General features: G+C 59.9%; 13 protein-coding genes and 1 pseudogene. 4 read left to right on the forward strand and 10 right to left on the reverse strand.

Features of this window, described 5'->3' with window-relative positions; all coding sequences use genetic code 11:
- Positions 1-162: 162 nt before the first annotated feature.
- The 6 genes from WH91_RS26125 to WH91_RS12240 form a co-directional block, all read right to left on the reverse strand.
- Complete coding sequence (locus WH91_RS26125) at positions 163-585, reverse strand: HGGxSTG domain-containing protein (RefSeq protein ID WP_425285339.1); 423 nt, start codon at positions 583-585, stop codon at positions 163-165.
- Between the two features lie 70 nt (positions 586-655).
- A complete protein-coding gene (locus WH91_RS12225) occupies positions 656-1,237 on the reverse strand; it encodes a hypothetical protein (protein WP_046171295.1) in 582 nt (193 codons plus the stop codon).
- A 189-nt stretch (positions 1,238-1,426) separates the two neighbouring features.
- Positions 1,427-1,699 (reverse strand): helix-turn-helix domain-containing protein, encoded by a 273-nt coding sequence (locus WH91_RS26130; protein WP_082102138.1) that lies wholly within the window; start codon positions 1,697-1,699, stop codon positions 1,427-1,429.
- Positions 1,591-2,388, reverse strand: coding sequence for a hypothetical protein (locus tag WH91_RS24265; protein ID WP_046171296.1), 798 nt, complete (start codon positions 2,386-2,388; stop codon positions 1,591-1,593). Before WH91_RS24265 ends, WH91_RS26130 begins: the two co-directional genes overlap by 109 nt.
- Positions 2,388-3,554 carry a tyrosine-type recombinase/integrase gene (locus WH91_RS12235; RefSeq protein ID WP_046171297.1) on the reverse strand — a complete coding sequence of 389 codons (1,167 nt, stop codon included), beginning with the start codon at positions 3,552-3,554 and terminating at the stop codon, positions 2,388-2,390. Before WH91_RS12235 ends, WH91_RS24265 begins: the two co-directional genes overlap by 1 nt.
- A gap of 441 nt (positions 3,555-3,995) precedes the next feature.
- The gene (locus WH91_RS12240) at positions 3,996-4,208 is read right to left on the reverse strand and encodes a cold-shock protein (protein WP_046171438.1); all 213 of its coding nucleotides are present in this window, start codon (positions 4,206-4,208) and stop codon (positions 3,996-3,998) included.
- A 487-nt stretch (positions 4,209-4,695) separates the two neighbouring features.
- Between WH91_RS12240 and WH91_RS23475 the strand changes: the two genes are divergently transcribed.
- Complete coding sequence (locus WH91_RS23475; RefSeq protein WP_342028106.1) at positions 4,696-4,977, forward strand: hypothetical protein; 282 nt, start codon at positions 4,696-4,698, stop codon at positions 4,975-4,977.
- Positions 4,978-4,995: 18 nt separating this feature from the next.
- On the forward strand, positions 4,996-6,840 hold the full coding sequence (treZ, locus tag WH91_RS12250) for a malto-oligosyltrehalose trehalohydrolase (protein WP_046171299.1): 1,845 nt from the start codon (positions 4,996-4,998) through the stop codon (positions 6,838-6,840).
- Positions 6,841-6,872: 32 nt separating this feature from the next.
- Here the strand turns inward: treZ and WH91_RS12255 are convergent, their stop codons facing one another.
- The 4 genes and pseudogenes from WH91_RS12255 to WH91_RS12270 form a co-directional block, all read right to left on the reverse strand.
- On the reverse strand, positions 6,873-8,009 hold the full coding sequence (locus WH91_RS12255) for an iron-containing alcohol dehydrogenase (RefSeq protein ID WP_046171300.1): 1,137 nt from the start codon (positions 8,007-8,009) through the stop codon (positions 6,873-6,875).
- Positions 8,002-8,931, reverse strand: coding sequence for a dihydrodipicolinate synthase family protein (locus tag WH91_RS12260; RefSeq protein WP_046171301.1), 930 nt, complete (start codon positions 8,929-8,931; stop codon positions 8,002-8,004). Before WH91_RS12260 ends, WH91_RS12255 begins: the two co-directional genes overlap by 8 nt.
- Entirely contained in the window at positions 8,928-9,878 is a 951-nt protein-coding gene (gene pdxA / locus WH91_RS12265) for a 4-hydroxythreonine-4-phosphate dehydrogenase PdxA (protein WP_046171439.1), read from the reverse strand. Before pdxA ends, WH91_RS12260 begins: the two co-directional genes overlap by 4 nt.
- Before the next feature lie 12 nt (positions 9,879-9,890).
- A pseudogene (locus WH91_RS12270) lies at positions 9,891-11,063 on the reverse strand (sialidase family protein); the annotation flags it as partial.
- A gap of 361 nt (positions 11,064-11,424) precedes the next feature.
- Here WH91_RS12270 and WH91_RS12275 point away from each other — a divergent pair.
- On the forward strand, positions 11,425-12,870 hold the full coding sequence (locus tag WH91_RS12275) for an ABC transporter substrate-binding protein (protein ID WP_244542356.1): 1,446 nt from the start codon (positions 11,425-11,427) through the stop codon (positions 12,868-12,870).
- 76 nt (positions 12,871-12,946) lie between these two features.
- On the forward strand, positions 12,947-13,861 hold the full coding sequence (locus WH91_RS12280; protein ID WP_046171303.1) for an ABC transporter permease: 915 nt from the start codon (positions 12,947-12,949) through the stop codon (positions 13,859-13,861).
- Positions 13,862-13,870: the final 9 nt, after the last annotated feature.

Consider the following 13,870-nt stretch of genomic DNA (forward strand, 5'->3'; position numbering starts at 1 on the left):
CCGCGTCGCCGAAATGGTTGCCGCAATAGGCGCTGTCGGCAAACACCTCGCCGGGATTGTCGGGTAGAGTATCAGGACCGGCCTTGCCGTCGTTGATGTTGGCGGGCGTGACGGCGATCTCCTCGACAAGACACCCGCGCACAGGTCTCATAAGTCGGGGGCTCACGTCAGTACTTTTGTTTTCTGCCAACGCGCCCTCTGTGCTTCTGCAATCCTTTGGCGGCCAGCATTGGAGGTTGGACCAGTAGAAAGTCCGCCATGAAATCTACAGCGTCGCATCCCTGGCACAACCTTGTTGCAGCACGGTGCGCCACGGCGAGTTCGAGCGTCGCAGGTTTTCCTGTCTGCATAAGGAGCAGGGGACCCACCGTCGTCTAGACCAAGCTCCGCAAGTCGTTTGCAGGTTGCAGCCTCACAGTTGCTGCACATGTGTTTCTGGCTGGGATGCCGAGCGGCGGTGAAAGGACACTGGCGGAACCGGGGCACCTGATGGCGCGTCATGTTCATCAGAAGCGGCCGCTCAAACTGCAAATTTGTCTTTCGTTTTGGAAGTGAGGTTTTGTCATGTTGCCTGTAATACCCCATGGAGAGTAGCTCGAGGCTTGGCGGCTCAGTTAATGCGACCGCCAAGTCGAGAAGTCGGGCGATGGAGCTCTTACAATTCGCGACTGCTTGCCAGTTTTTGTCGCGCCTTTTCGACGATGCTAGCTATCACTGTTATACGAGGCGTGTGCAGTTCCTCACAGCTCGGATCCTTGCCCCATACCCTGCAACATTCAGCGTAGAGCTCAGGATCTAGACTCACGTCGATCATGATCCCCAAATCACTTTTCGCCTTAGGGGGCGTATAGGGGGAATATTTACTTGGTATATAGGGAGCGCCATCTTGACGCTCGATCGAGCGCCGTTTTGGCGTTGATTTCTGCCGCCCGGTCGGGCGATTGGACTTACCCTGTTTTTCGGTTTTGGATGACAGCATAATCTCAATTGTCAAAAGATGCATCTTGGCGGGTTCAGTTGCGGTCCGCCGCCGAATTATCCCCGCAGCTTCGAGCTTGTTGATTGCCCGATCCATAGTGCGCAGGCTGGATGGTGTCCTCATTTTCCCAATAATCTGTTTCCGAGTCATGATTGTTGGCTTGTCGTCGTAGAGCTTCGCTATTGCCGTAAGCGCTTCTCTATTGTGGGGACTGAGGCCTCGGATGTTACTAGTGGCTCGAAGGGCATCACCAGACATTGTCGCCCTCCTGACTTTTGCAGAAGGAGGCCCCGCGCGGACGAGAATGGGTGGCAAAGCCAGCACGGCGAGGTGCAGCGTTGCAGAAGGTGATCAGCCGGGATAACCTGTCTCGGCTATAGCTTTGGACAGCAACTAGCTTGGGGCCACCGCAGTTCGTACCTGCGGAGGCCCCTTCAGTTTGGAGGGTCATGGCGACATGCCCTCCTTGATCGATTCAAGATACGCGTCCAGGTCTGCCCGGAGAATGAGCACTCGTTTCCCTGCCTTAAGGCGACGCAACAGCCCCTGAGTGAAAAGCTTGTAGAAGAAGCTCCGAGACAAGCCCGAATAGGCTTGTGCGGCCGGCAATGTCATCGCTGAACGATTGACCTCGCCTTCTCTAGTTGGTCTTTCCTGATTTTTTGATATGGCGCTAGCCATCCCCTGGTCTCCGTCAATTCTGTTTCTGACGGTGCCCATATGAGCTTGGTTGCGGACTGCGGGCTATGAGTGGAAAGTGAGGTGTTAATTCGCATAGAGGGGAGGTTGAAATCGTAACGAATCAACATTTCCAAATATGGGGTTTGCTTGTCATATTTCAGTAGGCGCAAAAAATAGTTCGCAGAGCTGACGAATTGGTCGCCAACTCGCGTGTCGTCCTCAAGTGCAGATGATCCCACCTTTCGCCTTGCCATTTCTTCGGCCAAGCCTCGATCGCTCACCTTCTCCCCCAGCGCAGCTTCCATGATTGCTCGTAGTCGGTTGGCTTGGATCCACCACTCATGCAGATCGGCCTCGATAGTCGGCTCCTCGCTAGGTGGACGTCCTTGGATTGCCTCCTGAACTCCCGCGGCAAAATACGGATGCTGTAGAGAAGCAGCTGCCACAGCTTTAATGATCCAAAACTCATGGTTCGTGTCGATGTCGTTTTGATGCGCAAAGCTCTCGAACATCATCTTTAGATTGAACGGCAGATCGCTCCGTTCCCGTCCATGCTCGAGCCAGCTGGCCCGCAGGTTCGCCGACAGACGCTCAGGCGCACTCTTCTTCGAAGCTGAGCCCCCGATGCCAATCGCGGTTTCTGGAAGCCCGAACACTTCTACTTCAATGCTGAGGCCGACTAACTCAATCAGGTCCATTTCGTCACGTGTCCAGGTCACCCGCTGCATCAGCTCCCTCCCTTTATAAAATTGGCCCAGTCCTGCATCAGCAGGCGCCTTTTCTCCAAGGCATCGGCTCGCCGATAGGCTCGCTCCGTTGCGTCACCGACCACGTGTGCCAGCGCGGCCTCAGCGGTCTCGCGAGCGTGTGCCGTTTCCTCGCCCGCCCAGTCGCGGAACGAGGATCGGAATCCGTGAACGGTAACGTCGGCCACTCGAAGCCGGCGGAGTAACATTTCCATTGCCATGGCTGACAAATGGCGCCCGGCCCTTTGACCGGCAAACACGAACTCTGATGTTCGTGCCTGGTCGAGCCCTCTAATGAGCTCTTGCGCTTGCTTCGATAGTGGCACTCGGTGGGGCCTACCGGCTTTCGTTCGTTCAGCAGGGATTTTCCAGATACCGGCCTCAAGGTCGAACTCTTCCCACCGCGCCCCAAGAACCTCGCCTGATCGAGCAGCGCAGCAGATCAAAAATTCCAATGCTCTTGCGGCCAACGCGTCCGAATGTTGCAGCCGTTCGACGAGCGCAGGAACCTGCCTATAGCCCATCGCCGCATGATGCCCTCGGCTAAGCTTTTGTCGCGGTGGCAGAATGCTTTTCAGATGGCCACGCCAGAGGGCGGGGTTCTCTCCAGTTCGCCAACCCCGCGCTTTGGCGAAGTCGAGCACGCGTTCGACACGCCCCCTGATACGCGAGGCTGTCTCTGGCTTGTTTATCCATATGGGGTTGAGAACCGCGAGGATGTCCTCCGTATTGATATGCGAAACGCGCTTGCCCAGGATGGCCGCGCAGTAGGCATCGCCGAGCGTCATTCGCCATTGCGCACGATGCTTGGCATTGCGCCATTGGGGCTCCATTGACTCCAGAAATTCTTCCGCGCATTCGGCAAAGCTGAGTTCCCTCTGTGGCGTGCGCAATGCCTTTGGATCAGAACCTTCGGCAACGGCCGATCGCAGTTCGATAGCTTTGATGCGCGCCGATGCCAGGCGAATTGCAGGGTAGGGGCCCAGACCCACCGCCTGCCTCTTCCCGCCTCTGGTGAACATGAAGATCCAGCTTTTTGCGCCGCCCGGCTTGACGTTGAGATACAGCCCGCCGCCATCGCTATGGCGGCCTGGTCCCAGCGCAGACTTTGCAAAGGTATCCGAGATTTTATTGAGCGCTCTTGCCATAGTGTGCGCTTCAGGTTGTAGATAACCAGAGCTTATGAAGCACAACTGCGCACACTAGAACGGCTGACGTGCCATAAAGTCAAGGGAATGCGCCATTGTCATGCATAGTGAAGCGCAGTCACGAACGGCAGTACGGCGGACTCCCTCTCCGCCACTAACTCGTTGGTCGATGGTTTATTGTCTCCGATACCACGGAGGCCTAAGCCCTTCAAAGGTCGCGCGTATTTGAGCAGGCTTGGAATGCGCAGTCACCTCGCGCATGACCTATGCCGACAACCTGCTCTGTTTGAGCGGCATGCAGCCCGACCTGAGGTAAGGATGCTGACGACGTAAGCCAGACCAAAAAAAGGCTCGCCGAAGCGAGCCTTGATACCTTGGCACGGTGCCAATATTGCTGAGGCTTTTGGCCCGCTCCGAAGCGAGCCCTCGCCTGAGGCCCTACTAGAGGAGCGTAAGGTTGACAGCAGATTCCTTGCCGTCACGGCCGCTCTCGATGTCGTAGGTAACCTTGTCGTTTTCGTACAGGCCCTGGAGACCCGACTGCTGAACGGCAGAAATGTGCACGAATGCATCCTTGCCGCCGCCTTCAGGCGAAATAAAGCCGAAGCCCTTGGTGGTGTTGAAAAACTTTACGGTGCCGGTAATGGTAGCCATTATATGGTCCTCTTTGTAGCTCGATGCCTTGGCGCGAGCGTTGCCCACTAGCAAAATGCCGTAGGGTAGAAACGTTTGCATTTTAGAGCAGTGAGCCGAAGACCGGAGATGACCGGCAGGGCAGCCGTCGTAGGCTGAAAACGTATGGCCAGTCTTATGCAGGTTTATGGCGTTCAATGCAAGGCTTCGTCCGCTCCTCGCAAAACAGTATCTGTCGGAGCCTCAACTCGAGCTTAGTCGAGTATGTTGATGCTGTGTCAGGGCGTCGTAGAAGTTGCTCCGTAATGTCGAGCATGTGTGCGGCTGTATGCTTGATGCCCTCCCGCAAATGATCGGCAACGAGGTCATCACCGCTGGACCTGGCATCCCTGCCCATGCTGCCCGCCCAATATCGCGAGGCTGGTGACCTCGCTTGGATCGTATGTCTATGCTGTGGCCGACTACGAAATCGCGGTCCACCTCTATTGTGCCAGCGAGGCGGGTCGAATTGGCCAATGGCGCAGGCGCAGGCATGCTGCAAGCCAAAGTCGAGTTCAGCGGATATCTCGGTGGCACTCGCTTTGCCTATTGCAGTACTGCCGATGGTCAGTCGATCGTCGTCGAACATCGCGGCGAGGAAGAACTCGATCATGGCCAAATCGTGCATCTGAAATGTCCGCAAAACCGGCTGTGCCTGTTTCTGAGGCGGGTGAAAGGATCCTCTGAGCCGGTAAGGGTGGACGGACTGTCCGGAACAAACAATGTCACGCTCCGTTCTGACGCTGTTTGAACAGATCGGTCATTGCAGATGTCTCGTCCCACCCAATTTGGCGCTGTTATCGTTGGTGATGGCACACGATTTTCTCTCTGGGCATCAGGGAGCAAGACGGCGGCGGTCGAAATCGAGGGCCATGGCAGCTTCCCTCTTGAACCAATAGGGGGCGGATATTTCGAGGCTCACCTGCGAGGAGTAGGGAAGGGAGCGCTATACTGGTTCCGCCTCGACGACGGCCCGCGGCTGCCCGATCTGGCATCGCGCTACCAGCCCAAGGGCAGCGACGGCCCTTCTGTGGTGGTCGCCAAGGACTTTGCCTGGACCGACGAAAACTGGCGCGGTGTCGAGCCGCGAGATGCCGTGCTCTACGAATTGCATATCGGCACCTTCACCCCTGAAGGCACTTGGTTAGCGGCCAAGGCTAAACTGCGTGAATTGCGGGACATTGGCGTTAGCGTTGTGCAGGTTATGCCAGTCGGCACCTTCAAGGGGCATTTTGGCTGGGGCTATGACACTATACTGCCCTATGCGCCCTTTGCGCCTTACGGCCTTCCCGAAGACATGCGCGCCTTCGTCGACAAAGCGCACGCACTCGGCATCGGCGTCATTCTCGATGTCGTCTACAACCACGCCGGGCTGGGCGATTACTATGGGTCGTATAGCGCACAATATCTCACGGACCGTTATGAGACTGAATGGGGCGCCACCTTCAACTATGATGGAGAGGGGGCAGACGCCGTGCGTCATTTCATCATTGGCAACGCTGTCTATTGGATCGAGGATTTTCATCTCGACGGTCTGCGGATAGACGCTGCCCAAGCCATGCACGACGCCAGTGACGAGCATATCATCGCCGAGCTCACACGCGCCGTGCGGGCGGCCGCTGGCAAGCGAAAAGTCTATGTGGTGGTGGAGAACCAGCCACAGGAACGCAAGATGATCGAGCCGCCCGAGCACGGCGGCTATGGTGTCGATTCGATGGTCAGCGATGATTTCCAGCACGCCGTGCGCGTGGCGGCCACGGGGCATAATGACTTCTACTACCGCGACTATCTGGGGACGCCACAGGAGCTGGTCTCGGCGCTGAAATATGGCTTCCTCTATCAGGGCCAGCGTTCGGACATGCGCAATAAGGCATATGGCACCTATAATCTGGATACGCCGCCGGAGCACTTCGTGCATTTCCTCGAGAACCACGACCAGGTGGCCAATTCGGCACGCGGGTTCCGGCTTTCGACACTTGCTACGCCAGCACGCCTGCGCGCGGTCACCGCACTTTTCCTGCTCGGCCCGCAGACACCCTGTCTGTTTCAGGGCCAGGAATTTGGTGCCACCAATCCATTCCTGTATTTTCGCGGACTGGAAGACGAAGAGGCCCGTGCTGTCGCCGCGGGGCGGCGGGCGTCTCTCACCAACTTCCCTAGCGTTGCAGACCCGGCAATGCAGGCCAGGTTGCCCGATCCTTCGGACGGTACGACGTTCGAAAACAGCAAGCTGGACTGGTCAGAGTCGGAGCGGCACTCGGGTATCCGCGCCTTGTATCGCGACCTCCTCGCCATGCGGCGTGAGGATGCATCTTTCTCGCAGTCCAGCGAACGCAGGATCGATGGGGCCGTTATTGGCGACGCGGCTCTTCTGATGCGCTATTTCACGCCTGATCCAGCGGGACACCGTCTGCTCTTGCTCAATCTCGGCCGTGATCTGCCCATCGGTGCTGTTGCAGAGCCCCTGCTGGCTCCGGCAGATGGACATCGCTGGACCCTTGCGTGGTCCAGCGAGCATCCGGATTATGATGGAGCGGGGCAACGTCCGATGGACCCAAAGGAGTTCTGGATCCTCCCGAGCGACTGCGCCATTGTGCTAAAGCCCGAGTCATAATCCCCCGCGCGCCGAGAGCTATAGCCGAAGACCTAGAACGCATTGCCGTATATCGCCTGGATATCCGAGACCGCCAAGGGGCGTGGATTGTTGTCGATAAGACGTTTGATGGCGAATGCCTCTTCTGCCCAGAGCGACAGATCCTGTCGCTGCGCACCATGTTGCGACAGGCTCATCTCTATGCCAAGGCCCTGGCAATAGGCGTGGCTGGCATCACGGACAGCTTGCTCGCCAGTGTCACCCGAAAGTCCCAGTGCCGACATGATCAAGGCTGTTTTTTCCGGCCGTACCGACGCGTTGAAAGCCAGCATATGGGGAAAAATGATGGCATTGGCCAGACCATGCGGAAGCTTTAGACGGGTGCCGAGCGGATAGGCTAGGGCATGGCCACCGGCGGTGTTTACTGGACCGAGGCAGATGCCGCCATAGTAGGAGGCGAGCATCATGCCGGCGCGGGCTTCGGTGTCGCTGCCGTCGGCAACGGCACGCGCAAGGTACTGGCCGACCAGCGAAATACCCATGCTGGCATAGCCGTCGATCAGTGGATGCGCCTTGATGCTGGTGAAGGCTTCGACGCAGTGGGCCAGTGCATCGACGCCGGTCGCGGCGGTGACCGCGGCGGGCACCGAATAGGTCAGTTCCGGATCGAGCACGGCGATATCGGCCAGCATGAACTGGCTTTCGACGGCCATCTTGGCCAGCGTTGCGGGATTGGTCACCAGCGAGCGAATGCCGGCTTCCGAGCCGGTGCCGGAGGTGGTCGGCACCTGGGCCAGCGCCGTACGGCGACCTTGCACCTTATTGACGCCGACGACGTCGGGCACGGACAGTTCACTGTCCCACAGCACGGCGACCAGCTTGGCGACATCCATCACCGAACCGCCGCCGAGGCCGATCACCAGATCGGGGCGGAAGGCACGAGCGGCGGCCAGTACGGCTTCGACGGCGGGCAGGTCGGGCTCAGGAGGGAGATCGATGAAGGTCTCGACGGTTCCGGACAGGCCGATGCGATCGACGAAGCCGGCGGTCGGGGTCATGGCGACGACAAAGACTCGCTGATAGCCGGCTGCCCATTCGGCGAGACGGGTGACAGCACCGCCGCCGATTTCAAGCCGGGCGGGCTGCAGCAGCGTGATCGGGCGCGCCATCGAGAGGGGGGACTCAGACATTTTCCTGGGCCTCGAGTTCGCTCATCTGGGCCCAGACCTTGTCGATCTCGGTCTGTCCCAGTTCGACCAGCGGCGGGCGGACGCGGGTCCAGCCGGGGTGGTTGCGGCGCTTGGCCAGCATGGCCTTGATGGTGGGGAGCTGGACATAGGCGTTGGAAAGGTCGCGCCAGGCGTTGATGCGGGCCTGGGCCTTGTCGACCAGTGCTGCATCTTCAGGGACATGGGCATGGTCGAAGACCACGCGCAGGTGCTTGCCGATGAGGTTGGAACTGGAGGTGATGCAACCGGCTCCGCCCGAGCGCAACAGCGGCAGCATGAACGGATCGGCGCCAGCAAGCACCGAGAAATCTGCGAAGCTGCTGGCGAAATGCTGCATGCTTTCGAGCTTGCCCGAGCTGTCCTTGATGCCGACGACGACGCCAGGGAAGGCTTCAAGCAACCGGCCGACCAGTTCGACGCTGAGGCCAACCTGGGCGATGGGCGGAATGTGATAGAGCACGACGCGCAGATCGTTGCTGCCGACGCCTTCGATGGCTTCGGCATAGAAGCGAAACAGGCCTTCGTCGCTGACGCCCTTGTAGTAGAATGGCGGCAGCACGACGGTAGCCTTGACGCCGGCGTCGACGGCATGGCGCATCAGCGTCACGGTATCGGCCACGTTGGTTTGCGACGTACCGGGCAACAGGCGCTTGGGATCGAGGCCGGCTGCAATGAGCTTGTCGAGCAGTTGCTGGCGCTGGGCGATGCTGAAGGAATTGGCTTCGCCGGTGGTGCCGAGCAGGGCAATACCGTCACAACCCTCATCGATCAGCGCCTTGGCATGGCTGGCAAACGTGGCGTGGTCCGGCGTGCCGTCTTCGAGAACCGGCGTTGCGGAGGCGCAGAAGACACCGTGGATAGGCAGCTTGGTTGCTGGATTCATGACTTCCTCCCGGCGGCCAGGCGGCGCGCATAGGCGATGGCTTCGTTCATATTGGTGTGGTTGGCCTTGCCGGTGCCGGCAATGTCGAACGCCGTGCCATGATCGACCGAAGTACGGTCGATCGGCAGGCCAAGCGAGACGTTGACCGCGGTGTCGAAGGCGACGAGCTTGATCGGGATGTGGCCCTGGTCGTGATATTGCGCGACGACCAGGTCGAAGGCGCCGTTATAGGCGCGGTAGTAGAGCGTGTCGGCCGAGATGGGGCCTTGCACGTCTATGCCTTCGGCGCGGGCCATGGCGACGGCGGGGACCACCTGCACATCGTCCTCGGTGCCGAACAGGCCGTTTTCGCCGCAATGGGGGTTGATGCCAGCAACGGCGATGCGCGGGTTGGCGTAGCCGATACGCTTCAGATGGTCATTACCGGCGCGGATGGTGGCGAGAATGCGCTCTGGCGTAGCGCGGTCAATGGCGGTCTTGAGTGACACATGAGTCGACACATGGATAACCTTGAGACGCTCGGATGCCAGCAACATGAAGGCCGACTTCTGTCCGGTGAGCGCCGTCAACATGCCGGTATGACCATCGTAATGATGGCCGGCGAGGTTGAGGGCTTCCTTGTTGATCGGCGCGGTGACGACGCAGCCGATGTTGCCTGCTTCTGCGTCACGCACGGCCTTTTCGATGAAACGGAAAGCGGCATCGCCGGCGCGGGGATCGAGCTTGCCCCAAGGCAAGGGACCGCCTTCGATGGGCAGGTCCACGACGAAACCATCGAGGTTGATGTCAGCGCCGGTGGCGGCGACGGCAAGGTCCAGCGTGGCGCGATTGCCATAGATGCGAGTGCGGGCGCGGTCTTCCGGGCTCATTTGCGCCAGGGCGCGAACCGCGATCTCGGGGCCGACGCCGGCCGGGTCGCCCATGGTGATGCCGATAATCTCGCTCAATTGCTCTCTCCGTCGATTGCTCTCTCCGTCGATCCATCCCTTGGGGAGACGGACATATTTGATGGCGCGCCGGAAGTAGGTGTAGGCGACATGGATCGCGCCATCCGGACCTTCCAGCAGGTAGGGGTAGGACAGTTCCTTGTTACGGCCATCGAGCGAATTGTTCGACATGCAGGTGCCGGGACTGTCGTCGATGATCTTGCGCAGCGGGAAGCTGACACCACCGTCGGTTGAAATGCAAAGGGACAGCGGCGCGCGCGGAACGCCCCAGATCGGCGCACAGCCGCCGCCGGCGTCGGGCCGGTCGTCACCCTCCTCGATTTCGTCATAGAGCGAGACGCGGCGGTCGGCGGAGGTGGCGCCCGAGGTCGGATTGCACACCATGGCCAGGCGACCATCGGCGAGGCGCACGACGTTGATCGACGAATTATTGTTGGGCACGTCGGTCGGTTCGGGTGCGGACCAGGTCACGCCGCCGTCGAGGCTTTCTGAGCGGTGCACGAAGTCGGACTGGCGGCGGCGATAGAAAGCTACCATGTGGTCGCCATCGAGCGGCACGATGGTCATGTGGACCGAGCCGATCGAGCCGGGCACTTCGGACAGCGACCAGGTGGCCCCATCGTCGTGGCTGATGGCGACGCCGGCGGTGTCGTGGCTGCCGTTCCAGCGCTGGCCGGGCCGCGAGATGCAGCGAAACACCGGCATCATCCAGGCGCCATCGGTCCGGCGCACGAAGCGGCCGCGCACGAAGGTACCGAGCGGCAGATTGAGCAGGCGCGGCGCGCCGGCGACGAGCGTGCCATGGCCAAGGTTGATGTCGCGGGCGCGCAGCAGGCATTCATCCTGATTGCCGGAAGGCTGCGCGGTATGGACCAGTTGCCAGTTGCCGGCGGCATTGCGCGTCAGCACGGGGTTCTGTTCGCTACGGTCGGGATCATCGCTGAGCCGCACCGAGGTGCTCCAACGATCTGCGCCGGGGGCGAGCGTGGCGCCATAGATCGAGATATCGGACTTGCCTTCGAGCGTGCCGCCAAACCACAGGCAGGCCAGGGAGCCATTATCGAGCAGTTCGATGATGGCGGCATGGTTCTGCACCATCGGTGACGGCAGGTAAGCCTCAAGCACGCCGCCAGTGGCCGCACCAAGCCGCCCTGTCATGCGCTCCGCAATCTCGTCAGGAGTCATGCTCCGCCCCTTCTTTAGTTGGGTGCAAACTTTACAATTACTACAAAGTTGTCAAGTTCTAAAATCCATTTCCGATGCGGCCCTACGGATAGGGAATGATATTTTAGCTATATAATTCAGTTATTTAAGTTTTTAGTTTTGCCGCAAACTCGTCCCGATCCGATTTTTGTTTGACAACTTAATGTTGTAACGAGATAGTGCAGGCCGGCTGGTTACCCATGGAGGGGTCGCCAGGAGGAATTGCATGGGCGCATCGCAGCGCCGCCCGTGCCTCACTGCAAAGCTGTACTGGGAGGCAGAATTGACCTTTAAACATCTTCTGATCGGCGCGCTGCTCGCGTCGACAATCGCCACGCCGGCTATGGCGCAGGCGAACACCGACATTACCGTCGTGCTGAGCGAAGAGCTCGACCTGGTCGAGCCCTGCATGGCGACACGCTCCAATATCGGCCGCGTGATCCTGCAGAACATCAGCGAGACGCTGACCGAGCTGGACGTGCGCGGCGACAAGGGCTTGATGCCCCGCCTGGCCGATAGCTGGGAAGACAAGGGTGACGGCACCTGGCAGTTCAAGCTGCATAGCGGCGTCAAGTTCTCCGACGGCACCACTTTCGACGCCGCTGACGTCAAGCACTCGTTCGACCGCGTCTTCTCCGACCAGCTGACCTGCGAGAGCAAGCGCTACTTCGCCGACACGACATTGACCTTCACAGTGGTCGACGACTTGACCATCGACGTCAAGGCCGAGCCGGCTCAGCCCGTGCTGCCACTGCTGATGAGCCTCGTCACCATGGTTCCCTCGGAAACACCGATGGAATTCGTGCGTGATCCGATCGGCACCGGCCCGTATGTGATGACTGAATGGACCGCCGGCCAGCAGATCGTGCTGGATCGTCGCGCCGACTATTGGGGCGCACAGCCCGAGGTGACCAAGGCCACCTACCTGTTCCGCTCCGAACCTGCCGTTCGTGCCGGCATGGTTGCTGCCGGCGAGGCCGATATTGCCCCGCAGATCACCGCGGAAGTGGCCGACAACAAGGCGACCGATTTCACCTACCTGAATTCGGAAACCGTCTATCTGCGTGTTGATGGCCAGGATGCGCCGACCAGCGATATCCGCATTCGCCAGGCATTGAACGCCGCCATCGATCGCGAGGCCTTTATCGGCACCGTGCTGCCAGCCGGAACCGAGCTTGCAGTAGCCATGGTGCCGCCGACTACCCTCGGTTGGAACCCCGACCTCACGCCTCCCGCCTATGATCCTGAACTGGCCAAGAAGCTGATTGCCGAAGCCAAGGCAGACGGCGTCGATGTCAGCCTGCCGATCGAAGTCGTGGCGCGTACCGAGAACTTCCCCAACGTAACCGAGGTCTCCGAGGCCCTGGTGCAGATGTTCAACGAAGTCGGCTTCACCGCCACGTTGCACATGGTCGAAGTTGCCGAGCACGAGCAGTATTACTCCAAGCCCTATCCCGAGAGCACTGGCACCCGCCTTGTCCTCGCGCAACATGACAACAGCCGCGGCGACCCCGTGTTCTCGATGTTCTTCAAGTATGACAGCAAGGGCACCCAGTCGGGAGTCAACGACCCCAAGGTCGATGAGATGATCGCTGCGGCTTCGGCTGCAACCGGTGACGAACGTGCGGCCCTGTGGTCCGAGCTGTTCAAGTATGTCCACGACGATATCGTCGCCGACGTCCTGCTGTTCCACATGGTTGGCCTCAGCCGGGTCGGCGAACGCCTCGACTTCACGCCGACCATTGCGACCAACCAGCAGCTGCAGTTGGCCGAAATCGGCTTCAAGTAAGACCCTCGCAGGTCCATAACAGGCGATGCCGGGGCGCTCCCCGGCATCGCATTTTTGAACAGATCGGACGATCGTCATGACCAAACTGATCAGCCAGCGCGTGATCGCGAGCCTGCTGTCCCTGCTGGGATTGTTGATCCTGGTGTTCTTCCTGTCTCGCCTCACCGGCGACCCCGCCGTGCTGTTCCTCCCGATCGATGCGACCGAGGAAATGAAGACGCAGTTCCGGGCATTGCATGGCCTCGATCTGCCCATTCTCGAGCAGTTCGGCCGCTATGTCTGGGATTTCGTGCATCTCGATTTCGGCGAGAGCCTGCGCAAGGCGCGGCCCGCCATCGATGTGGTGCTCGAGGCCTATGCCTGGACGCTGCCGCTCGCAGGCATCACCATGGGCCTCGTGGTCGTGGCTGCGATTGTGTTGGGTTCGCTGGCAGCCTTCAATGTCGGCGGGTTCTTTGACCGGCTGGTGTCGATCGTGTCGCTGATCGGTGCCTCGGCGCCCGACTTCTGGATCGCCATCGTCGCCATCGTGGTTTTCGCCATCAACCTGAGCTGGCTACCAACCTCAGGCGTCGGTACGCCCTGGCACTGGGTGTTGCCGATTGCCGTGCTGTTCATTCGTCCGTTCGGGCTGATCGTGCAGGTTGTGCGTGGCTCGATGCTGACGGCGCTGTCGGCGCAATATGTCAAGACGGCGCGGGCCAAGGGCGTCAAGAACCTGCCCATCATCTTCGTGCATACGCTGCGCAATGCCATGCTGCCGGTCATTACCGTGATCGGCGACCAGGCTGCGGCCATGCTCAATGGCGCGGTCATCGTCGAGACGATTTTCGGCTTTCCCGGCATCGGCAAGCTGATGATCGATTCTATCCTGCAGCGCGACTTCAACGTCGTGTTGGCCGCGATCATGGTCACGGCGCTCGCCATTTTCATCATGAACATCCTGATCGACCTGGCCTATGGCCTGCTCGATCCGCGGATCCGGAATTAGGAGCCCGCA

The organism is Devosia psychrophila (assembly GCF_000971275.1).
GTDB classification, from domain to species: domain Bacteria; phylum Pseudomonadota; class Alphaproteobacteria; order Rhizobiales; family Devosiaceae; genus Devosia; species Devosia psychrophila.